This is a genomic window from Nonomuraea sp. LP-02 (assembly GCF_036289125.1).
Taxonomy (GTDB): domain Bacteria; phylum Actinomycetota; class Actinomycetes; order Streptosporangiales; family Streptosporangiaceae; genus Nonomuraea; species Nonomuraea bangladeshensis.
This window is the reverse complement of record NZ_JAXCLK010000001.1, coordinates 3,123,025-3,144,515: the sequence shown is the minus strand read 5'-3', so window position 1 is coordinate 3,144,515 and position 21,491 is coordinate 3,123,025. Positions and strand designations below refer to the sequence as shown.

The 21,491-nt window shown below is 72.7% G+C and carries 19 protein-coding genes and 1 pseudogene; 15 read left to right on the top strand and 5 right to left on the bottom strand.

The window, feature by feature from the left end; translation table 11 throughout:
- Positions 1-22: 22 nt before the first annotated feature.
- Positions 23-1,219, bottom strand: a pseudogene (locus SMD20_RS14600) (RNA-guided endonuclease InsQ/TnpB family protein); the annotation flags it as partial.
- 152 nt (positions 1,220-1,371) lie between these two features.
- On the opposite strand from SMD20_RS14600, the gene ribH reads away from it, so the two are divergent.
- From ribH to SMD20_RS14570, 6 genes are all read left to right on the top strand, one after another.
- Entirely contained in the window at positions 1,372-1,839 is a 468-nt protein-coding gene (gene ribH, locus SMD20_RS14595; RefSeq protein ID WP_329580527.1) for a 6,7-dimethyl-8-ribityllumazine synthase, read from the top strand.
- A 97-nt stretch (positions 1,840-1,936) separates the two neighbouring features.
- Entirely contained in the window at positions 1,937-2,395 is a 459-nt protein-coding gene (locus SMD20_RS14590; RefSeq protein ID WP_329580526.1) for a PH domain-containing protein, read from the top strand.
- Between the two features lie 79 nt (positions 2,396-2,474).
- Complete coding sequence (locus SMD20_RS14585; RefSeq protein ID WP_329592553.1) at positions 2,475-3,341, top strand: AAA family ATPase; 867 nt, start codon at positions 2,475-2,477, stop codon at positions 3,339-3,341.
- Positions 3,334-4,431 (top strand): vWA domain-containing protein, encoded by a 1,098-nt coding sequence (locus SMD20_RS14580; RefSeq protein ID WP_329580523.1) that lies wholly within the window; start codon positions 3,334-3,336, stop codon positions 4,429-4,431. Before SMD20_RS14585 ends, SMD20_RS14580 begins: the two co-directional genes overlap by 8 nt.
- Positions 4,424-5,515, top strand: coding sequence for an XdhC/CoxI family protein (locus SMD20_RS14575; RefSeq protein WP_329580521.1), 1,092 nt, complete (start codon positions 4,424-4,426; stop codon positions 5,513-5,515). The genes SMD20_RS14580 and SMD20_RS14575 overlap by 8 nt, the downstream gene beginning before the upstream one ends.
- On the top strand, positions 5,515-6,069 hold the full coding sequence (locus SMD20_RS14570; protein ID WP_329592551.1) for a nucleotidyltransferase family protein: 555 nt from the start codon (positions 5,515-5,517) through the stop codon (positions 6,067-6,069). The genes SMD20_RS14575 and SMD20_RS14570 overlap by 1 nt, the downstream gene beginning before the upstream one ends.
- Here the strand turns inward: SMD20_RS14570 and SMD20_RS14565 are convergent.
- The gene (locus SMD20_RS14565; RefSeq protein ID WP_329580517.1) at positions 6,066-6,953 is read right to left on the bottom strand and encodes an endonuclease/exonuclease/phosphatase family protein; all 888 of its coding nucleotides are present in this window, start codon (positions 6,951-6,953) and stop codon (positions 6,066-6,068) included. The genes SMD20_RS14570 and SMD20_RS14565 overlap by 4 nt on opposite strands.
- 92 nt (positions 6,954-7,045) lie before the next feature.
- On the opposite strand from SMD20_RS14565, the gene SMD20_RS14560 reads away from it, so the two are divergent.
- From SMD20_RS14560 to SMD20_RS14520, 9 genes are all read left to right on the top strand, one after another.
- Positions 7,046-8,086 (top strand): LLM class F420-dependent oxidoreductase, encoded by a 1,041-nt coding sequence (locus SMD20_RS14560; protein WP_329580514.1) that lies wholly within the window; start codon positions 7,046-7,048, stop codon positions 8,084-8,086.
- Positions 8,087-8,292: 206 nt separating this feature from the next.
- A complete protein-coding gene (locus SMD20_RS14555; protein WP_329580511.1) occupies positions 8,293-9,576 on the top strand; it encodes a dicarboxylate/amino acid:cation symporter in 1,284 nt (427 codons plus the stop codon).
- 107 nt (positions 9,577-9,683) lie between these two features.
- On the top strand, positions 9,684-11,273 hold the full coding sequence (locus tag SMD20_RS14550; protein WP_329580508.1) for a serine/threonine-protein kinase: 1,590 nt from the start codon (positions 9,684-9,686) through the stop codon (positions 11,271-11,273).
- 44 nt (positions 11,274-11,317) lie between these two features.
- Positions 11,318-12,355, top strand: coding sequence for a M24 family metallopeptidase (locus SMD20_RS14545; RefSeq protein ID WP_329580505.1), 1,038 nt, complete (start codon positions 11,318-11,320; stop codon positions 12,353-12,355).
- A 26-nt stretch (positions 12,356-12,381) separates the two neighbouring features.
- The gene (gene efp / locus SMD20_RS14540; protein WP_329580503.1) at positions 12,382-12,942 is read left to right on the top strand and encodes an elongation factor P; all 561 of its coding nucleotides are present in this window, start codon (positions 12,382-12,384) and stop codon (positions 12,940-12,942) included.
- Between the two features lies 1 nt (position 12,943).
- On the top strand, positions 12,944-13,354 hold the full coding sequence (gene nusB / locus SMD20_RS14535) for a transcription antitermination factor NusB (RefSeq protein WP_329580500.1): 411 nt from the start codon (positions 12,944-12,946) through the stop codon (positions 13,352-13,354).
- Between the two features lie 298 nt (positions 13,355-13,652).
- Positions 13,653-14,405 (top strand): methyltransferase domain-containing protein, encoded by a 753-nt coding sequence (locus SMD20_RS14530; RefSeq protein ID WP_329580497.1) that lies wholly within the window; start codon positions 13,653-13,655, stop codon positions 14,403-14,405.
- 54 nt (positions 14,406-14,459) lie between these two features.
- Positions 14,460-15,701 (top strand): DNA polymerase IV, encoded by a 1,242-nt coding sequence (locus SMD20_RS14525; RefSeq protein WP_329580493.1) that lies wholly within the window; start codon positions 14,460-14,462, stop codon positions 15,699-15,701.
- 228 nt (positions 15,702-15,929) lie between these two features.
- Positions 15,930-16,337, top strand: coding sequence for a DUF3040 domain-containing protein (locus SMD20_RS14520; protein WP_329580490.1), 408 nt, complete (start codon positions 15,930-15,932; stop codon positions 16,335-16,337).
- Between the two features lie 80 nt (positions 16,338-16,417).
- Here SMD20_RS14520 and SMD20_RS14515 read toward each other — a convergent pair whose 3' ends face one another.
- The 3 genes from SMD20_RS14515 to SMD20_RS14505 are packed head-to-tail and all read right to left on the bottom strand — an operon-like array spanning position 16,418 to position 21,240.
- Positions 16,418-18,877 (bottom strand): transglutaminase family protein, encoded by a 2,460-nt coding sequence (locus SMD20_RS14515; protein ID WP_329580488.1) that lies wholly within the window; start codon positions 18,875-18,877, stop codon positions 16,418-16,420.
- A gap of 10 nt (positions 18,878-18,887) precedes the next feature.
- Positions 18,888-20,150, bottom strand: a complete 1,263-nt coding sequence (locus SMD20_RS14510) for a DUF58 domain-containing protein (protein WP_329580486.1) — start codon at positions 20,148-20,150, stop codon at positions 18,888-18,890.
- Between the two features lie 52 nt (positions 20,151-20,202).
- Positions 20,203-21,240: an AAA family ATPase gene (locus SMD20_RS14505; protein WP_442942480.1), complete on the bottom strand. Its 1,038-nt coding sequence runs from the start codon at positions 21,238-21,240 to the stop codon at positions 20,203-20,205.
- Positions 21,241-21,491: the final 251 nt, after the last annotated feature.

Below are 21,491 nucleotides of genomic sequence, written 5' to 3'. Positions count from 1 at the left end.
CGTTAACGAGGGGGATTCCGACCGTCGCCGGTCGGTCTTCCTGCTTCACCGCCGGTCGCCCACCCGAGAGGGACTCTCGTTGAGGTCTTACACCAGCTCCACAGGCGTTTCAGCTCTCCGCCGGCCCGGCGGCGAGCAGCATGTTCTGGGCCGCGTTCACCTCCCGATCATGGACCGCGCCGCACGCACACGCCCACACTCGGACGCTCAACGGCATTTCTTCCCGCAGCGTCCCGCAGACCGAGCACAACTTGGAGGAGGGAAAGAAGCGGTGCGCCACCGCCAACGTGCGGCGGTACCAGTCCGTCTTGTACTCCAGCATGCTGCGCAGCTCCCGCCAGCCGGCGTCGGAGATGGCGCGGGCCAGGGCATGGTTCTTCAGCAGGTTGCGGACGGCGAGGTCTTCCACGGCGATCACTTGATTTTCGCGTACCAGCCGTGTGGTGACCTTGTGCAGGTAGTCCCGGCGCCGGTCGGCGATCCGGGCATGTATTTTCGCCACCTTCAGCCGGGCCTTGGCCCGGTTGTTCGATCCCTTCTGTTTGCGGGCCAGCGCCCGCTGCGCTTTGGCCAGCCGGCGCCGCTCGCGACGCTCATGACGCGGGTTGGCGATCTGCTCGCCGCACGCCAGTGTGAGCAGCGCGGTGAGGCCCGCGTCCAGGCCCGTCGACTGCTCGACGGGCGGCAAGGGCGCGATCTTCTCCTCGACCAGGAGGGACACGAACCAGCGCCCGGCAGGGTCCCTGCTCACGGTGACCGTGGACGGCTCGGCCCCCTCGGGCAGCGGGCGCGACCACACGATGTCCAGCGGCGCGCCCATCTTGGCCAGGGTCAGCCGACCGTCGCGCCAGCGAAACGCCGAACGGGTGTACTCGGCCGACGCCCGCGACCGCTTACGGGACTTGAACGTCGGGTACTTGGCCCGTTTGGCGAAGAAGTTCGCGAACGCCGTCTGCAGATGCCGCAGCGTCTGCTGCAGCGGCACCGACGACACCTCGTTCAAAAACGCCAGCTCGGGTGTCTTCTTCCACGCCGTCAGCGTGGCCGACGACTCGGCGTAGGAGACGCCGCGGCCTTCCAGCTTGTAGGCGCGGGTCCGCTCTTCCAGTGCTTTGTTGTAGACCAGGCGCACGCAGCCGAACGTCCGGACAAGCTGTTCGGCCTGTTCGGGGGTCGGGTAGAAGCGGTACTTGTAGGCCCGCTTCACAAGCTGCGCCACCTTTCGATTGTATGTGCGAGATCACTCGCGCACCGGACGATTCCAAAAGACGACGGCGGTCCGCCTGGCGGCGTACCGCCTGCTCCTGCCCTGCTGCGCAGGAGTCCGATTCCTCCCCCGCCTGCAGGCGGGGGTCTCCTCGGAGGTAACTGATGAGTGGGGAAGGACGCCCCCAGGTCGCGGTGCCGGACGCGGCGGGGCTGACGGTGGGGGTGGTGGCCGCCACCTGGCACGCCAAGATCACCGACCAGCTCGTGGCGCGGGCCGTGGCGGCGTGCGACGACAGCGGCGCGCGGGCCACCGTGGTGCGGGTGCCGGGGTCCCTGGAGATCCCGGTGGTCGCCCAGGCGCTGGCCCGCCGCTGCGACGCCGTGGTGGCGCTCGGCGCGGTCATCCGCGGCGAGACCGCCCACTTCGACTATGTCTGCGACTCGGTGACCGCCGGTCTGACCCGGGTCTCGCTGGACGAGCGCACGCCGGTCGGCAACGGCGTGCTCACCTGCGAGACCCTTGACCAGGCGCTCGACCGGTCGGGGCTGCCGGGCAGCAAGGAGGACAAGGGGTACGAGTCGGCGGTCGCCGCCCTGGAGACCGCGCTCCTCCTGCGCGATCTCGCCTGAGCCGCGCTCCCGCAGGGGGAGAGGGCCGGTCCCGACATGGGGCCGAACCGGCCACTCCTCCTGCGGGACCTGCCCTGAGCTGCGGTAGGTTCTCCTCGTGTCCGAGCCCGCCGTGCCGCCGCCGTCCCTGCCCGTCACCTGGCGCCCGCGCGTCCCGCGCATGGTCGCCTACGGCTTCGCCGCGCTGGTCGTGGCGGGCGCGTTGATCATGGCGATCTTCATCTCCGAGCCGTTCAAGCTGCCCGACCGCATCGCGATCGTCGCGTTCGGCGGGGCGGTGGCGTACGTGCTGCACCTGCTGGGCCGGGTGCGGGTGGACGCCGACGACCAGGGCGTCACCCTCGTCAACGCCGTACGCACCCACCGCTACTCCTGGCCGGAGGTCCTGGAGGTGTCGATGGCGCCGGGCGAGCCGTGGCCGCGCGTCGACTTCTCCGACGGCAGCACGATCGGCGCGATGGGCATCCAGGGCTCGGAGAAGGACCGCGCCGCGCAGGCCGTCGCCGAGCTGACGGCGCTGATCCATGAGCGCGGTGAGGCGCCGGAGCGGCCCTGACCTCGTCTAGGCCGGCCTCTTATCGCCGGGCCGGGTGTCGACGTAGCCTGAAGGCGTGCTGCGCCGGACAATCAGGACGATGGACATCCAGTCGCCGGGAAAGCTCGTCGAGCTGCTCGACCGGCATGCCTACCTGGCCGACGAGGGGCTCGCGACGGCCGCCTTCCTCGCGCTGCGCATGGGACGGCCGCTGTTCCTGGAAGGGGAGGCGGGCGTCGGCAAGACCGAGCTGGCCAAGACCCTGGCCACGCTGCTCAGGGCGCCGCTCATCCGGCTCCAGTGCTACGAGGGCCTGGACGCCGCCCAGGCGCTCTACGACTGGGACTTCGCCCGGCAGCTCCTGCATCTCAAGGCCGCCGAGGCGGCCGGGGTCACCGACGTCGCCCGGCTGGAGGGCGAGATCTACGACCGGCGCTTCCTCATCGCCCGCCCGCTGCTGAAGGCCGTCGAGACGCAGCCCAGTGTGCTGCTGGTGGACGAGATCGACCGGGCCGACGACGAGTTCGAGGCGTTCCTGCTGGAGGTCCTGTCGGACTTCACGATCTCGATCCCCGAGCTGGGCACGATCAGGGCGGAGACGCCGCCGGTGGTCGTGGTGACCTCCAACCGCACCCGTGAGGTCCACGACGCGCTCAAGCGGCGCTGCCTCTACCACTGGCTGGAACACCCGTCCTACGACCGCGAGGTGGCCATCCTGCTGCGCCGGCTGCCGCAGTGCACCGAGACCCTGGCGCTGCAGGTGGCGCGGGCGGCCGAGCGGCTGCGCCAGGCCGACCTGGTCAAGCCGCCCGGCGTGGCCGAGACGCTGGACTGGACGGAGGCGCTGCTGACGCTGGGCGCGAAGGAGCTGGACCCGGATCTCGCCGCCGCCACGCTGGGAGCGGCGTTGAAGTACCGGGAGGACGTGGTGAGCGTCCTCGGCAACGGGCTGCTCTCCCATGACTGACCGGGACGCCGGCGGGCTGGTCGCCGTCATGACGGGCTTCGCCAGGACGCTGCGGGCCGCCGGAGTGGCCGCCGACCACGACCGCACCCAGAGCCTGCTGGCCGCGCTCGCCCACCTCGACGTGACCGACCGCGCCGCCGTCTACTGGGCCGGGCGGCTCACGCTGTGCGCGACCCCGGACGACCTGCCCCGCTACGACCGCTGCTTCGCCGCCTACTTCGCCGGGCGGCGCGCGACGCTCGCCCGTACGGCCGTCACGAGCGTCACCCGGCACCTGGCGGCGCGCGAGGATCCGGGCGGCGAGGAGGAGGGCGGCGGCGAGGCGACGGCGGCCCCCGCGACCGCGAGCCGCGCCGAGATCCTGCGCCACCGGGACGTGGCCAGGCTCACCGAGGCCGAGCGGGCCGAGGTGCACCGCCTGCTGGCCCTGCTGCGCGACCGGCGGGCCCGGCGGCGCTCGCGCCGCTTCGAACGCGCCCACCGCGGCGCGCTCGACCGGCGCAGGACGATCAGGGAGGCGCTGCGCAAGGGCGAGGTGGCCGAACTCCGCCACCGCGCGCACGCCACCCGCCCCCGTGCGGTGGTGCTGTTCGTGGACGTCAGCGGCTCCATGGCCCCCTACGCCGAGACCCTGCTGCGCTTCGCCCACGCCCTGGTCAGGAGCGAGCCGCGGGCCACCAGGGTCTACTCCGTCGGCACCCGGCTCACCCCGCTCACCGCCGAGCTGCGCCACCGCGACCCCGGCACCGCGCTGAACGAGGCGTCGAAGGCCATCCCCGACTGGAGCGGCGGCACCCGGCTGGGGGAGGAGCTGCGCGAGTACCTGACCCGGTTCAGCGCCCGGGGTGCGATCGTGGTGATCGCCTCCGACGGCTGGGAACGCGGCGACCCCGGCCTGCTCGCCACCCAGATGGCCAGGCTCTCGCGGCAGGCGTACCGCATCATCTGGGTCAACCCGCACAAGGGGTACGAGGACTACCAGCCGCTCACGGGCGGGATGCGGGCCGCACTGCCGTACATCGACGACCTGGTGGCCGGGCACAGCCTGGCCGCCTACGAGCAACTCAGCGAAAGGCTCGCCCATGCGTGACGTGCTGCCGGAGATCATGCGCTGGTACCGGTCGGGGCTCAAGTTCGGGCTGGCGACCGTGGTCAGCACGTTCAGCAGCGCGCCGCGACCGCCGGGCGCGGCGATGGCGGTGCGCGGCGACGAGGTCGTGGGCAGCGTGTCCGGCGGCTGCGTCGAGGGCGCGGTGTTCGAGCTGGCTGGCGAGATCGACACGCCGGTGCTCCAGCGCTACGGGGTCAGCGACGACGACGCCTTCGCCGTCGGGCTCACCTGCGGCGGCATCATCGACATCCTCGTCGAGCCCATCTCGATCGAGACCTTCCCCCAGCTCGGCGAGGTGGCCGCGTCGATCGAGGCGCACGAGCCGGTCGCCGTCGCCACCGTCGTCTCCGGCCCCGGACACATCGGGGCGCGCCGGATCATCTGGCCGGACCGCGCCTCGGGCACCCTCGGGGTGCGCCGGCTCGACGAGGCCGTGGACGACGACGCCCGCGGCATGCTCGCCCAGGGCGCGACCGGCATCCGCCGCTACGGCGGCGAGGGGGAGCGGCGGCTGGACGATCTCGCGGTGTTCGTGCACGCGTTCGCGCCGCCGCCGCGCATGCTGGTGTTCGGGGCGATCGACTTCGCGGCGGCGGTGGCGCGGGTCGGCAAGTTCCTCGGCTACCACGTCACGGTCTGCGACGCCCGGCCGGTCTTCGCCACGCCGAAGCGTTTCCCCGACGCCGACGAGGTCGTGGTCAAGTGGCCGCACGACTACCTCGCCACGGTGGAGGTGGACGAGCGCACGGTGATCTGCGTGCTCACCCACGACCCGAAGTTCGACGTTCCGCTGCTGGAGGTGGCGCTGCGCACCGCCGCCGGGTACGTCGGGGCGATGGGCTCGCGCCGTACCCACGAGGACCGCCTGGCCCGGCTGCGCGAGGCCGGGCTCACCGAGGAGGAGCTCTCCCGGCTGCGCTCGCCCATCGGCCTGGACCTCGGCGCGCGCACCCCCGAGGAGACCGCCGTGTCGATCGCCGCCGAGCTGATCCAGCTCCGCTGGGGCGGCACCGGCCGCCCCCTGTCCACCACCCGCGGCCGCATCCACCACGAGTCGCCGTGATCGCGGGACTGCTGCTCGCGGCCGGGCGCGGCGAGCGGCTCGGCACCCCGAAGGCGCTCGTCGAGTACGACGGCGAACGCCTGCTCGACCGGGGCGTACGGCTGCTGGCGGAGGGCGGCTGCCGCCCGGTCGTGGTGGTGCTGGGCGCGGCCGACGCCCAGGTGCGCGGGGCGGTCGCGGTGCGCAACCCCGGCTGGGCCTCCGGCATGGGCTCGTCGCTGCGGGCCGGCCTGGCCGCGCTGCCCGAGGAGGCGGAGGCCGTGGTGATCGCGCTGGTCGACCAGCCGCTGATCCGGCCGGGCGCGGTGCGCGCGCTGATCGAGGCGCGCGCCGGGCTGGCCGTCGCCACGTACGGGGGCCGGCGCAGGAACCCGGTGCTCATCGCCCGCGAGCACTTCGCCGAGGTGGCCGAGCGCGCGGTGGGGGACGTCGGGGCCCGCGCGTTCATCAAGGCCCATCCTGAGCTGGTCACCGAGGTGCCGTGCGACGACCACGGCGACCCCGCCGACATCGACACGCCGCAGGACCTCGCCGCCCTGCGGGGCCAGGGCTAGAAGCGGAACGAGGCGATCGCGGCGCGGTGGTCGCTGCCCGTTGCCGGGGCGACGCCCGCCTCGGTCGCCTCCATCCCCTTGAACAGGATGTGGTCGGGCCGGGTGACCGGGAACTCGGCCGGCCAGGTGAAGCCGAACCCGTCACCGGCGACGCTCTGCGCGTCGGTGAGCGGCGGGGTGAGGCCGCGCAGGTTGCGGTCGGTGGTGGCGGTGTTGAGGTCGCCGAGCAGCAGGATGCGCTTGCTCGGGTCGGCGTCGACCAGCGCGCGGGCGCGGGCCAGCGAGGCGTCGCGCGAGGCGGTGTGGCCGGGGCGGGCCGAGGCGAGGTGCATGACGTAGACGGTGACCTTGCCCTTGGGGGTCTCGGCGACGGCGCGCAGGGCGCGGGGCCAGCCCAGGCCGACGTCCAGCGGCTCGGTGCGGCTCAGCGGGTAGCGGCTCCACAGGCCGACCGTGCTGACCGGGTAGTGGTACTTGAACATCTTGTTGAGCTGCTTGGCGGCCGGGCCGCCGGGCGTCAGCTCCTGGGCGGCCAGCAGGTCGAGGTCCTTGGCGACGGCGCGTACGGCCTCGCCGGAGGCGTCGTTGCGCACCCCGACGTTGACCGTGCCCACGGACAGGTCGCTGGCCCCGCCGGGCGGCGTGCGAAGGAGCGTCGAGCCGAACATGGCCGCCCACACCAGCCCCGGCACCAGCGCGGCCGCGGCGGCCACGGTGGAACGCGCCAGCGCGGCGGCGAGCAGCAGCACCGGCACGGCCAGCCCGATCCAGGGCAGCAGGCTCTCCAGGACGGGGGTGAACCCGCCGAGCGAGGGGATCAGCCGATGACCCGCCAGAGCCGCGGCCACGACCGCCGACAGCACCACGACCACGCGACTCAGCACCCGTCCCAGGCTAGCGGCTCCCCGTCGGAGAGCCGACGCGATAGCCTGTTCGCGTCGAAACGGAACATCATTCGGTTCTAGGGGAGCCCGGCATGCGCATCGGTATGGCAATCAACTACTCGGGCGGCTTCAAGGAGACCGTCGCCGAGCTGGCGGACTACGAGAAGGCCGGCTTGGACATCGTGTTCGTGGCCGAGGCCTACAGCTTCGACGCGGTCAGCCAGATGGGCTACATCGCGGCGAAGACCGAGCGGCTGCAGATCGCCTCCGGCATCCTGCCGATCTACTCGCGCACGCCGACGCTCCTCGCCATGACCGCCGCCGGGCTCGACTTCGTCTCCGACGGGCGTTTCACGCTCGGCATCGGCGCGTCGGGGCCGCAGGTGATCGAGGGCTTCCACGGGGTGCCGTACACCGCGCCGCTGGCGCGTACGCGGGAGGTCATCGAGATCTGCCGCCAGGTGTGGCGGCGCGAGCGCGTGGAGCACCAGGGCCGCCACTACCAGGTGCCGCTCCCGCCCGGCCAGGGCACCGGCCTGGGCAAGGCCCTGAAGATCATCAACCACCCGGTGCGTCCCCGCATCCCCATCGTGGTCGCCGCCATCGGGCCGAAGAACGTCGAGCTGGCCGCCGAGCTGGCCGAGGGCTGGGAGCCGATCTTCTACGTGCCGGAGAAGGCCGGCGAGGTGTGGGGCGAGGCCCTGGCCGCCGGCAGGGCGAAGCGCGACCCCGAGCTGGGCGAGCTGGACGTGATCGCGCAGGCGTCCCTCGCGATCGGCGACGACGTGTCCGGGCTGCTGGAGTTCGGGCGGCCGATGGCGGCCCTCTACATCGGCGGCATGGGCGCCAAGGGCAAGAACTTCTACAACGACCTGGCCAGGCGCTACGGCTACGAGAAGGAGGCCGAGGAGATCCAGGACCTCTACCTCGCGGGCAAGAAGGAGGAGGCCGCCGCCAAGGTGCCCACCGAGCTGCTGGAGAAGCAGTCGCTGATCGGCAGCGAGGGCTTCGTGCGCGACCGGGTGCAGGCGCTGAAGGAGTCGGGGGTCACCACGCTGAACGTGGCGCCGCTCGGGCGTACGCACGAGGAGCGGGTGCGGCTCATCGAGCAGATCAAGGAGATCGCCGGCTGACCGGCCGAGTGAAGTGAATCACCCTTCCTGGGAGGAATGCTCCGGATCTCACCGGCGTTGACAGGCCCCGTGAGGTTCTCCCTGGTGCTCGTGCTGCTCGTCGAGCGGCTGCACGTCGACCTGTGCCGGTTGCACACGTCGTTGTGTCGCTGACCCGTACGACGCCGCGACCACCCATAACCTCATAAGTCCGGAGCTTTCCTCCCGTGAAGAGATTCTCTTTCTCGCTCCAGCTCCTCACCGGCCTCGCCGCCGGCGTCGCGCTGGGCTTCGCCGCCAGGATCTGGGACGTGACCTGGCTGGCCGAGACCCTGAACAGGGTCGGCCAGATCTTCGTCCAGCTGCTCAAGCTCGCCGTGCCGCCGCTGGTCTTCACCGCCGTGCTGGTCAGCGTCGCCAACCTGCGCAACGTCAACGGCGCGGCCAGGCTCGCCGCCAAGACCCTGATGTGGTTCCTGATCACCGCCGCGGTGTCGGTGGCGCTCGCCATCGGGCTCGGCCTGCTCATCGACCCCGGCCGCGGCGTCAGCCTCGACACCGGCGCCGCCAAGGCCCCCGAGCACGCCGGAACCTGGCTCGACTTCGTCACCGGCATCCTCCCCACCAACGTCGTCACCGCCTTCACCGAGGTCAACGTCCTGCAGATCGTCTTCCTGGGCGCGGTGCTGGGCGCGGCCGCCCTGGCGGCGGGGGAGAAGGCCGAACCGGCGCTCGCGCTCGCCCGGTCGGTGCTGGAGCTGGTCCAGAAGGCGCTGTGGTGGGTCATCAGGCTCGCGCCCATCGGCACGGCGGGCCTCATCGGCAAGGCCGTGTCCACGTACGGGTGGGACCTGCTCGCGCCGCTCGCCAAGTTCAGCGCCGGGGTCTACGCCGGCTGCCTCCTGGTGCTGCTGGCCGTCTACCCGACGCTGCTGGCGGTCTGGGGCAAGGTCAGCCCCGTGCGCTTCTTCCGCAACGCCTGGCCCGCGATCGAGCTGGCGTTCGTCTCGCGCTCGTCGGTCGGCACGCTGCCGCTGACGCAGCGGGTCACGGTCGAGCGCAACGGCGTGGACCCCGACTACGCCTCCTTCGCGGTGCCGTTCGGCGCCACCACCAAGATGGACGGCTGCGCCTCGGTCTACCCGGCGCTCGCCGCGATCTTCGTGGCTCAGGTCTTCGGCGTGCCGCTCGGTCTCGGCGACTACCTGCTGATCGCGTTCGTCTCGGTCGTCGGCTCGGCTGCCACCGCCGGGCTCACCGGCGCGACCGTCATGCTGACGCTCACGCTCAGCACCCTGGGACTGCCGCTGGAGGGCGTCGGCCTGCTGCTGGCCATCGACCCGATCCTCGACATGATGCGCACCGCCACCAACGTCGCCGGCCAGATGGTGGTGCCGGTGCTGGTGGCCCGCTCGGAGGGCCGCCTCGACACGGCGGTCTTCGACGCCCCGCCGCAGCCGCTCGACGACACCGCCGGGCGCGCCCGCGTCCCGCAGCCCGCCGCCGCCTGATCACGGGCCCTTCCGGCCGGTGCCCCGTACCGGGTTGTGGGGGCATGCGGGCCTGGAGGGCCCTAGGGTGGGTCGCAAATCATGATTTTCGAGTGTTTGGCGGGGATATGTCCGACGCGACGCCGGCATTGATAGCCGACCGGTACCGGCTGGAGGAGCGCATCGGCGCCGGACCGGTGGGCGAGGTGTGGCGAGGGTACGACACCCGCGCCGACTGGGTCGTGGCCGTGAAGCTGCTGCGGGGCGAGGGAACCCCCGAACTGCTCAGGCAGCACGCCCAGGCCGTGGCCAAGGTCATCCATCCGAACGTGGCCATGGTGCTGGACGTCGGCGAGCACGACGGGGCGCCGTTCCTGGTGATGGAGCACCTCACGGGGCTCAGCCTCGGCGAGGAGCGGCAGGCCGCGGGCGGCACCCTGGGCGTGGTGGAGACGTGCGACCTGGTGGCGCAGGCGGCCGCCGGGCTGGACGCCGCGCACCGCGCCGGGGTGGTGCACGGGGAGATCGACCCCGACAGCTTCCGGCGGGCCGGCAGCGGCGTGCTCAAGGTCGTCGGGTTCGGGCTCGGCGGCGCGGCCACGCCCGGCGGCGACCCCCGCTACCTGGCCCCCGAGCGGGCCGCGGGGGACGAGGCGCGGCCCGCCGGCGACGTGTACGCCCTCGGCTGCGTCTGCTACGAGCTGCTGAGCGGACGCCACCCCTTCGAAGCCGCCGGGACTGAAGCCGCCGGGACTGAAGCCGCCGGGACTGAAGCCGCCGGGACTGGGGACGCCTCCGCCACGGGCGGGGGGCCGGTGCCGCCCAGCGCCCTCAGGCCCGGGGTGCCCGCCGAGCTGGACCGCCTGGTGCTGGCCATGATCGCGGAAGATCCCGCGCGCCGCCCGGCCGGCGGCGAGACCATCCGCCGCGCGCTGGTGAGCATCGCCCACCCCCGCGCCAACCCCGACGCCCCGGCGGCCCCGTCCGGCATGCCCGTCACCGGCGCCATGCTGCGCGACAACGTTCCTGGCGCCTCACCGGTGGCCCGCGCCGGCGACACCGCCGTCTACCAGGCCGGCGACCTCGCGATGGAGGGCCCGCGGCAGCCGGCGCGCGGCGGGCGCAGGCTCGTCGTCCAGCTCGGCGTGGCCGTGGCCGCCATCGTCGTGGTGACCGTCGGCATGGTCCTCTGGGCGAACGCGGGCGGCGACGAGCCCGAGGGACGCGACCCGGTCGCGGTGGCCACCCCCAGCGACGTGCCCACCACGGCCGCCGTTCCTGGACAGACGCCCACCACGACGTCCGACTGGCCCACCGGCGAGCCCACCAGCCCGCCGGCCCAGCCGTCGCCGGGCAACGTGATCACCTTCGGGCCGGACAGCGAGCTGCCCAGCGCGCTGCGCGAGACGCCCCCCGTCCGCGGCACCCTCCGCCCCGGCCAGGAGCCGCCCGGCGGCTTCGACCGGTGGCTGGGCGCGTTCGACGAGGCCGTGAGGCACCAGGTCGGCACCAACGGCATCAACCCGCGCGTCGCCGCCAAGGCCCAGGACAAGCTGCGCAAGGCGGCGGGCAAGTACGCCGACGGCCGCAGCGAGGCCGCGCTCAAGGAGGTCGCCGGCGTCTACCGCGACCTCGAGCGCGCTCAGCGGAAGGGCGACATGGAGCCGACCGGCCCGCTCGCGGAGTTCATCCGCGAATGGGCCGTCCCGGAGCGCTGACCCGTCGCGCGCTGCGAGGACCCGAGGGGCCGTAGATTGACGGGATGACCTTCGACCACGCGGCGCGCCTGGCGCGGCTCGCCGCGCTGCTGCCCGCCCGCGAGGTCCCGGCGCTCCTCGTCACCTCCGCGGTCAACGTCCGCTACCTGACGGGCCTGGCCAGCTCGAACGCGGCCGTCCTGGTCCGGGCCGACGGCTCGGCGCTGCTCGCCACCGACAACCGCTACATCGGCAAGGCCCGCACCCTCGGAGTCCCGGTCGTCGAGGCGTCCGACGTGGCGGCCCGGCTGGCCGAGCCGGGCGCGGGCATCGAGGCGGCGAGCATGACCGTGGCCACCTACCGCCGCCTGGGCGAGGGGCTGGTGCCGCTCGGCCCGGTGGTCGAGGAGCTGCGCGCGGTCAAGGACGACGCCGAGCTGGAGCTGCTGCGCACCGCCTGCGCGATCACCGACCAGGCGTTCGCCGACGTGTCGGTCCGCATCGTCCCCGGCATGACCGAGCGCGAGCTCGCCCGGCTGCTGGAGAACCGCATGACCGAGCTGGGCGCCGACAAGCCCGCGTTCGACTCGATCGTGGCCGCGGGCGAGAACGGCGCGATCCCGCACCACGCCCCCACCGAAAGGGAGCTGCGCGCCGGCGACCTGGTGACGATGGACTTCGGCGCCCGCTACCAGGGCTATCACGCCGACATGACCCGTACGGTCAGCCTCGGACCGCCCGCAGGCTGGCAGCGCGAGCTCTACGACCTGGTGGCCGCCGCCCAGCGGGCGGGCCGGCACGCGCTCGCGCCCGGCGCGGCGGCCGGTGACGTGGACCGCGCGGCCCGCTCGATCGTGGCGGAGGCGGGCCACGGCGAGCACTTCAGGCACGGACTCGGGCACGGCGTCGGCCTGGAGATCCACGAGGAGCCGTTCCTGGGCCCCTCACGGACCGGTAGACTAGAGGATCGAGTTCCGATCACCGTCGAGCCCGGGGTCTACCTCCCCGGCCGAGGCGGCGTCCGGATCGAGGACACCCTCGTGACCCGTGCGGGCGGGCCGGAGCTTTTCACCAAGACGACCAAGGAGCTGCTCGTCCTTTAGAGCGGCCGCACGCGGGAGAAGAACGAGTGGCGACGACCAACGACCTCAAGAACGGCATCGTGCTGAAGCTCGAGGGCGGTGAGCTCTGGAGCGTTGTCGAGTTCCAGCACGTCAAGCCGGGCAAGGGCGGCGCGTTCGTGCGCACCAAGCTCAAGAACGTCCTCTCCGGCAAGGTCGTCGACAAGACCTTCAACGCCGGCGTGAAGGTCGACGTGGCCAACGTCGACAAGCGCGAGATGCAGTACTCCTACCGCGACGGCGACGACTTCGTCTTCATGGACACCGAGACCTACGACATGGTCAACGTCTCCGCCGCCACGGTCGGCAGCGCCGCCAACTACATGCTGGAGAACACCACGGCCACGGTCGCCTTCAACGAGGGCGCCGCCCTCTACGTCGACCTGCCCGCCGCGGCCGAGCTCACCATCGCCGAGACCGAGCCGGGCCTGCAGGGCGACCGCTCCACCGGCGGCACCAAGCCCGCCAAGCTGGAGACCGGCGCGGAGATCAAGGTCCCGCTGTTCATCACGACGGGCGAGAAGGTGAAGGTCGACACCCGCACCGGCGAGTACCTCGGCCGGGCCTGAGGTGTCGGCACGTGGCAAGGCGCGCAGGCGTGCGCTCGACATCCTCTTCGAGTCCGAACTGCGCGGCGAGGATCCGCTGAAGATCCTCGCCGAGCGCGTGGAGCGGCAGGAGCCCCCGGTCAACGAATACACCTCGGCCATCGTCGAGGGCGTGGCCCGGCACCGCCCGCGCATCGACGAGCTCATCACCACCTACGCCGAGGGCTGGACCCTCGACCGCATGCCCGCGGTCGACCGCAACCTGCTGCGCGGCGGCACCTACGAGCTGCTGTGGATGCCCGACGTCCCCGAGGGCGTCGTGATCAGCGAGTGGGTGCACCTGGCGGGCGAGCTGTCCACCGACGAGTCCCCTCAGTTCGTCAACGGGCTGCTGGCCAGATTCAAGCAACTCAAGCCAAGCCTCACCCTTTAGAGACCCGTCCAAACCGGTCGTTTCGGGGTAGCCTCCAAAGCACAGCGACCGCTCGACCGTGGGGGCGCGGGCGGCGTGATCGCGTACGGAGAAGTGGCGCGTCACCAGCCGCGACGCGCCCCTTCTGCGTTTTCCGCCCATCTCGGGCCCGTTCCCTGGTCTGTGCGCCGCGTCTGTGCGCCGCCTTCCCCGCACCGGGCAGCGGGCGATGCCCCGCACGGCGTAGGCTGGGGCGCGTCCGCGAAGGAGCCCGCCGCGAAGCAGCAGCTCGCGGGGCGAGAGGGAGGCGAGCCCAACGGTGCGTGCTGAAAGCGTCACGAGGACCCCGGCGGTGCGCACCGCCGTCGTCTGGGACGCGCTGCGGTCGGTCCTGGCCGAGCGGGCCGCGGCCACCGGCCGCGAGGCGCTCGACATCGTCGACGCGGGCGGGGGCACCGGCGGCTTCGCCGTGCCGCTCGCCGCGCTGGGCCACTCCGTCACCGTCGTCGACCCGAGCCCCGACTCGCTGGCCGCGCTGGAGCGCCGGGCCAAGGAGAAGGGCGTGGGCGTGCGTTCGCTGCAGGGCGACGCCGACGCCCTGGGCGAGCTGCTCCAGCGCGACAGCGCCGATCTGGTGCTCTGCCACAGCGTCCTGGAGTACGTCGAGGACCCCGTCAGCGCGCTGGCCGCCGTCGCGGGCGTGCTGCGCCCGGGCGGCGCCGTCAGCGTGCTGGCCGCCAACCCGGTCGCCACCGCGATCCACCGCGCTCTCGCCGGGCAGTTCGACGAGGCGCGGACGGTGCTCGGCGACCCCAGGGGCACCTGGGGCGAGCGCGACCCCACGCCCCGCCGCTTCACCGCGGAGGCGCTGGCCGGGCTGCTGGACGCCGCCGGGTTCTCGGCCGGGCCGATCCACGGCGTGCGCGTCTTCGCCGACCTGGTGCCGAGCCGGCTGGTCGACGGCGAGCCCGGCGCGGCCGAGTCGCTGGCGGCGCTGGAGCAGGCCGCCGCCGCGCATCCCGTGCTGCGTGACATCGCGACCCAGCTGCACGTGCTGGGCCACCGCGCCTGAACGCCCCTCGGGGCGTCCTCCGTATCGAATTCGTGTTCGGATAGAATCGACGGCGTGTCCCGTAAGCAGATCACCGGCATCGGCCCCGCTCCGCGCACCGGGGCCGATGACAGCGGCTGCCCGATCCTCCACGTCGACATGGACGCCTTCTTCGCCAGCGTCGAGCTGCTCGAACGCCCCGAGCTGCGCGGCCGCCCGGTCATCGTGGGCTCGCCCGCCGGGCGCGGCGTCGTGCTGAGCGCCACCTACGAGGCCCGCGCCCACGGCGTGCACTCCGCGATGCCGATGAGCCGGGCCCGCAGGCTCTGCCCGCAGGCTGTGATCATCCCGCCCAGCCACGGGAAATACTCCGAGGTCTCCAAGGGCGTCATGGAGATCTTCCACGCGATCACCCCGCTGGTCGAGCCGATCGCCTCCGACGAGGCGTTCCTCGACGTCGGCGGCGCCCGGCGGCGGCTCGGCCCGCCCGCCGCCATCGCCGCGATGATCAAGGAACAGGTCCTGGAGCGCTACGGCATCACGTGCTCGGTGGGCGTGGCCGCCAGCAAATTCGTGGCCAAGCTGGCCTCCAAGCAGTGCAAGCCGGACGGCCTGCTGGTGGTCCCGGCCGACGAGGTGGTGGCCTTCCTGCACCCGCTGCCCGTGTCGGCCCTCTGGGGCGTCGGTGAGCGCACCGAGCAGTCCCTGGTCCGCCTCGGCATCCGCACCGTCGGAGACCTCGCCAGGGTGCCGCCGGGCACGCTCCAGCGCGAGCTGGGGCAGGCGGTGGGCGGCCACCTGGCGGCGCTGGCCTGGGGGCGCGACGAGCGTCCGGTGACCGCGCACGTGCCCGACAAGAGCATCGGCAACGAGGAGACCTTCGCCGCCGACGTCGACGACCCCGACGTCATCAGGCGTGAGCTGCTGCGGTTGTCGGAGCGGGTCGCCGCGAGGATGCGTAAGGGCGGCCACGTGGGAAGAACTGTAAGTGTGAAGCTTCGCCGAGCCGATTTCACGACGATCACGCGCTCGCGCACGTTGCGCGAGCCGACCGACGTGGCCCAGGTGATTTACGCCACTGCCTGCGAGCTCTACCAGGCCGCGGGCCTGGAGCGGGTGCGGCTGCGGCTCGTGGGGGTCCGGATGGAGAACCTGCGCCCGGCGGAGGAGGCCACCAGGCAGCTCAGCCTCGGCGAGCGGGAGACCGGGTGGCGGGAGGCCGAGCAGGCGATGGACAAGGCGATTCGAAGATTCGGTCCCGATGCGGTGGTCCCAGCATCGCTCGTACGTGGCAAGCTTGATGAAATAGAGACATGACGCCGATGTCCCTGCTTCGTGGTGCGCCGGAGTCACTATTTTGGGGAGAGGGGGGCGAGATGGGCCACAATGGAGCCATGACGTCACCTCCGGTTTGGTCTGCGTTGGACGTTTGCTTTCGCCTACGTCTACAGCCTCGTATTCTGGGGATAACCGACCGCGAGGTTCGGACACCCCGTGTCGTCCGTTGCCGTCTTCCCCGTCCTGGGGCTGTCCTTGGGAGGCGCCGTGCCGCTCTCTGAGCACGAGCAGCGCTTGCTCGACCAGATCGAGCAGGCCCTCTACGCCGAGGACCCGAAGTGGGCCAACACCGTAAGGATCAGTGACCCGCGCCGTCACTACAAACGTCGCCTCATCAAGGCCACCATCGGCTTTGCCGTCGGCGTCGTCGTCATGATGGTCGGCGTCGTCGTGAGCGGCAATGCTCTGATCCCCCTCGGCGTCGGCGGTTTCGTGGTCATGCTCGCCGCGTGTCTGTGGGGCCTGTCGAGCTGGAAACGCATGAACGGGTTCGGCGACGTCCCGCCGGCCGCCCCCGGGCAGGCCGCGCCGGGCAAGCCCGTCCGCCGGAGCAACCGGGGCACCTTCATGGAGCGCATGGAGGAGCGCTGGCGCCGCCGGCACGACGAACGCTGACGTAAGCCAGAAGAGCGTGCGGCCCCTCCCCGATGTGGGGAGGGGCCGCACGCTCTCTCATGTACCGCCCGCGCGGCCGGTCAGGAGCCCTTCTCCGCCGCCGTACGGCGCAGCCTGATGGTCTCCAGCAGGTCGAACCCGTCCAGCAGCCGCTCGCCGAGGCCGCGCAGCCGCCGCAGCGTGGACGGCGGCAGCAGCACCGCCCGGATCCGCCGCCGCCGCGACACCGTGGCCGCGATGGCCTGGCGCACCGTGCGCAGCTCCTTGCGCAGCGGCCCGGTGCTGCCCGGGTCACGGGCGAACAGCGCCCGCTCGACGGCCGAGGCGATGGCCGAGAGGGCCGCCGCCGCGTCCGCGCCGAACTCGTACTGCTGGACCAGCCGCCGCGCCAGCGCCCGTGGGGTCTCGCTGGTCTGGCGGGCCAGGCCGTAGTCGTACAGGACGTCGTCCAGCTCGGCCCAGGCCGCCGTGACCGAGGGGACGCGGCCGGTGGCGGCCCTGGCCGTCACCTCGTCCCGCGGCCCTGCCGGCTGCCGGTCCAGCGCGCGTACCCGCCGGTTCCTGGTGACCACCCGCGCGGCGGCGGGGATCAGCAGGACGAGCAGCAGCCCGGCGACCCCGAGGACGACCTTGCCGAGCACCGGCGAGGACTCCTCCGGCGCCGGCAGGCCGCCCGCCAGGAGCTGGCTCTCCCGGTCCACCGCGCGCGGGTTCTGCTGCTGGCCGGGGGCGATCTCGTCGGTGCCCGCCGAGCTCGTCGCGCCCGGCGTCGGCGTCGAGGAGTCGCCGGTGGACTCCGGCGCGGGCACCGAGTACGCCGGAGCCCGCGCGCTGCCCTGCCCCAGCGAGCCCGAGGGCGTCGGCTCGAACGGCAGCCAGCCCACGCCCTCGAAGTACAGCTCGGGCCACGAGTGGGAGTCGTTGGTCCCCACCTGCCACTGGCCGCCGACGGCGCTCCCGCCGGTGTAGCCGATCGCCACCCGCGACGGGATGCCCATCAGCCGGGCCAGCACCGCCATCGACGCGGCGAACTGCTCGCAGTAGCCCGTCCGGCTGTGCAGCAGGAAGTCGGCGAGCGCCGAGTTGCCGTGCCCCTGCGTCCGCAGGTTGTAGGTGAAACCGCCGTCCTCGGTGAACCACTTCTGCAGCTTCACCGCCGCCTCGTACGGCGAGGAGACCTCCCCGACGATGCGCCGCGGCAGCGCCCGGATCTCGGCCGGCAGGTCATCGGGCAGCGCGAGGAAGCGCGGGTCCACCGCGTCCCGGTCGAACGGCAGCGACTCCAGCAGCTCGCGCGTCGGCGCCGGCTCCGACGTCAGCACCCGGTAGTCCAGTCCCGCCGCCTCGTCGCGGGTGGAGAAGACCATCAGCGTGTCCACGTCGGCCCGCCAGTCGCCGTCCACCTGGATCTCCCTCGGCGGGTACGGCAGCGGCAGGAACATCAGCTCCGTGACCTGGTCGCTGATCTCGATGTCGGTGGTCACGTTCGTGACGTCGGTCCTCCCGGTCAGCCCGGGCGGCTCGGGCAGCGGGCCGTTGTCCGTGCGGTTGGCGACGGCGCCCTTCGGCTTGGTCATGCCGAACTGCTGGCCGTCGAACGTGTCGAGCGCGTAGATCCGCAGGTAGCGAGGCTGGCTGTCGTTGCTGGCGTAGGTGAGGACGATGCGCCGCTCGGGCAGTTCGAGCTGGCCCCGCAGGCCGGCGATCGGGTTGGGGATGCTGATGGAGTTGCCGCGCCCGCCCGTCCCGCTGCCGCCCACGCCGAACTGGAAGAACGACACCGGCTCCATCGCCGGCAGCAGCGCGGGCACCAGCACGGCCAGCGCGATCGCGGCGAACCCGATCCGCTTGCCCGACAGCCGCAGCCCGCTCGTGTCGGCCGCCGCCGCCTGCCGCGCCGGAGCAGCGGTCCGTCCCGCGACTCCCTGCGACGGCGTCGCCGCCATGCGGGTCCTGCGTACCAGCACCGCCCGGCCCCAGTGGCCGATCCGCTCCCGCCCGTCCGCGACGAGCAGCCCGACGAAGCCGAACGCGGCGATGATGAACGCCGGCCAGCTGATCGGATCAGGCAGGATCGTCGCCGGGACCGTCGCGAGCGCCAGCAGCGGCAGCCCAGCCAGGGCGGCCCGGCGCAGCCGCGCCGCGAACAGGTCCACGAGGATCGCGATGAGCGAGACCCCGCCGGTGGTCAGCAGCACGATGCCCTCGGTGTCGGGCACCGGGGCGGCGAAGCGCTGGATGTCGTCCCAGCCGACCCCGAGCAGCCGGCCGAGCTCCAGCACCGACGCCTTCGTCGGCACCACCAGCCCCCACGCCTCCTCGGCGGCGAAGGACATCGTCAGATAGACCCCCGTGACGGCCAGGGCCAGGGCCGGCGCCGCCCACGCGGGCAGCGACAGGCGGCTGCTCACCATGCCGGCCGCCATCACGGCCAGCACGGCGCCGAGCGACGACCAGAACCACGTCCCGCCGTCGAACAGGGGGTAGAGCAGGATGGCCGCGGTGAACGTGGCCGCTCCCGAGGCGATGGTCAGTCTCATTTCCTCCCCCTCACGCCGGGCCTCCCGCGGCATTGAGCACGTACCGGCCGCGGTTGGCGGCGTGCTGCCACACCGACGCGATCGAGGCGCCCGCGGGCAGGTTGACGATGCGCCAGCCGTACCCGGCGAGCACGGCCTGCACGGCCTGGTGGTCGTCGGCCGAGCCCGGCGCGCCGCCGTCCCAGGTGCCGACGTCGAGCAGCACCGCCACGCCGGTGATGCTGCTGTGCCGCAGCCGGGCCAGCTCCCTCGCCTCCTCCGGCTCCAGCGCGCCGAGCACGGCCACGATCAGCCCGTCGCCGCCGCCCTGGCGCAGCGCGGAGACGCCCATCTCCAGCGAGCGGGCCGGGCTGTGCCTGATCACGGCGAGGGTGTCGAGCAGCGAGTAGCTGAGCCCGCTGTCGGTCAGGTGCTCGGGCCCCTGGTCGGTGACCAGCCGCAGGCCCAGGCCCTCGTGGGCGAGGTGCACGCCGATGGAGGCCGCGGCCGAGACCGCCACCTCGAACGACGAGCGCGGCCCCTCGCCGCGGTGCGCGTGCCGGCGGGTGTCGAGCAGGAGCGCGCCGCGGCTCTGCCACTGCTGCTCCTCCCGCCGTACCATCAGCTCGCCGCGCCTGGCGGTCGAACGCCAGTGCACCCGGCGCAGGTCGTCGCCCTGGCGGTACTCGCGCGGCGCCACGTCGTCGTCGCCGGCCGCCGCGACGCTCCGGGTGCGGCTCTCGCCGCCGCCCGACCACTCGCCCGACAGCCGTACGTGCGGCAGCGCCGCAACGTGCGGGGTCACCACGAGCGTGTCGCTGATGGTGAACGAGCGGGTCAGCTCCACCAGCCCGAACGGGTCGGCGATCCGGATGGACAGGGGCCCGATCGTGTAGCGGCCCCGCAGGTCGGAGCGCACCCGGTAGTCGATCTCCCGCACGCCGCGCGGCTCGACCCGGTCCAGCACGAACCGGGGCCGCACGCCCAGCGCGTACGGGACCGTGTCCTCGATGAGCAGCAGCCCGGTGGGCAGCCGGGTGACGTTCTCCAGCCGCAGGGTCACCGTGGCCTCGCCGCCCACCTCGGCCCTCGGCGGGTCCAGCCGCCGGGCGCAGCTCAGCCGGTAGCGGGTCCGCGCCACCACCATGGCGGCCAGCAGCGGCAGCGCCGTGATCAGCACCCCGATCCTGAACAGGTCGCTCTCGCCGAGGAAGAACGCCATCAGCAGGGCCGCGATCCCCGAGGCGAGGAACGAGCGGCCCCTGCTGGTCAGCGCCCGCAGCCCGGCCCTCATGACGTGCCGCCCGTGCCGTGCCGCCCGGAGGCGTGCGCGCGCCGCCGGTCCATCAACGGCCCCGCGTCTCCGGCACCGGCACGCGCCTGACCAGGTCGGCCACCACCTGCTCGGGCAGCCGGCGCTGGCCCTGGGCCTCGACGCTGGGCAGCAGCCGGTGCGCCAGCACGGGGATCGCGAGGTCCTGCAGGTCGTCGGGGATGACGTAGTCGCGGCCGGCCAGTGCGGCGTGCGCCCGCGCGGCCCGTACGAGCTGCAGCGTGGACCGGGGCGAGGCGCCCAGCCGCAGGTCGGGGGAGTGGCGGGTGGCCACGACCAGGTCGATGGCGTATTTCTTGACCGGCTGGGAGACGTACACGCCGCGCACGGCCTCGATGAGCGAGCGCACCTCCGCCGTGGTGGCCACCGGCTCCAGCTTGTCCAGCGGCGAGGTGCCGCCGTGCACGTCGAGCATCTCCAGCTCGGCCGTGGGCTCGGGGTAGCCCATGGCGACCCGGGCGGTGAAGCGGTCGCGCTGCGCCTCGGGGAGGGGATAGGTGCCCTCCATCTCGATCGGGTTCTGGGTGGCGATCACCATGAAGGGCGCGTCGAGCTGGTACGTCACGCCGTCCACGGTCACCTGGTGTTCCTCCATGCATTCGAGGAGCGCCGACTGCGTCTTGGGGGAGGCGCGGTTGATCTCGTCGCCCACCACGATGTTGGCGAAGACCGGGCCCGGCTTGAACTCGAACTCCCGGGTCTGCTGGTTGTAGGCGCTCACCCCGGTGATGTCGCTGGGCAACAGGTCGGGGGTGAACTGCACGCGGCGTACGGGACAGTCGATGGAACGCGCCAGCGCCTTGGCCAGCATGGTCTTGCCGACGCCGGGGACGTCCTCGATGAGCAGGTGGCCCTCGGAGAGCAGGACGGTGAGGGTGAGGCGGACGGCGTCGCCCTTGCCCTCGATCACCGACTCGATCGCCTCGCGGATCCGGTGGGCCACGGTGACCAGCTCGTCGAGCTGGGGAGAGACGTCATGGGTTACTGCCACCAGGCCTCCATGAGAAGTGCGACGGCTGTCCCGGCATTGCCTTTGCGGGAGCCATGCCATTCCTTTTCCATTGTGTGTACGACCCTACGACGCTGTGGGTTGTCGAGCGACATTTGTGGATATTCCAGGGAACCTGGGCGATGTTCCCGATTCGGTGCCGCCGGGGTCCGCGTCCTGTGACACACTGGCCCGCTCGCCACTCCACTTTCCTCCACGCGACCGTTCCCCGGCCCTTCCCGAGCCGCCGGAGCCCGCGTTCTCCGGCTCCGCCGAAGTCTCGACACGCCCATGAGAGTCGATCGCGCCCCCAC

Coding starts and splice junctions, on each gene's coding strand:
- ribH (WP_329580527.1), top strand. CDS start 1,372: ATGAGTGGGGAAGGACGCCCCCAGGTCGCGGTGCCGGACGCGGCGGGG.
- SMD20_RS14585 (WP_329592553.1), top strand. CDS start 2,475: ATGGACATCCAGTCGCCGGGAAAGCTCGTCGAGCTGCTCGACCGGCAT.
- SMD20_RS14580 (WP_329580523.1), top strand. CDS start 3,334: ATGACTGACCGGGACGCCGGCGGGCTGGTCGCCGTCATGACGGGCTTC.
- SMD20_RS14575 (WP_329580521.1), top strand. CDS start 4,424: ATGCGTGACGTGCTGCCGGAGATCATGCGCTGGTACCGGTCGGGGCTC.
- SMD20_RS14560 (WP_329580514.1), top strand. CDS start 7,046: ATGCGCATCGGTATGGCAATCAACTACTCGGGCGGCTTCAAGGAGACC.
- SMD20_RS14550 (WP_329580508.1), top strand. CDS start 9,684: ATGTCCGACGCGACGCCGGCATTGATAGCCGACCGGTACCGGCTGGAG.
- SMD20_RS14545 (WP_329580505.1), top strand. CDS start 11,318: ATGACCTTCGACCACGCGGCGCGCCTGGCGCGGCTCGCCGCGCTGCTG.
- SMD20_RS14515 (WP_329580488.1), bottom strand. CDS start 18,877: ATGAGACTGACCATCGCCTCGGGAGCGGCCACGTTCACCGCGGCCATC.
- SMD20_RS14510 (WP_329580486.1), bottom strand. CDS start 20,150: ATGAGGGCCGGGCTGCGGGCGCTGACCAGCAGGGGCCGCTCGTTCCTC.
- SMD20_RS14505 (WP_442942480.1), bottom strand. CDS start 21,240: ATGGCATGGCTCCCGCAAAGGCAATGCCGGGACAGCCGTCGCACTTCT.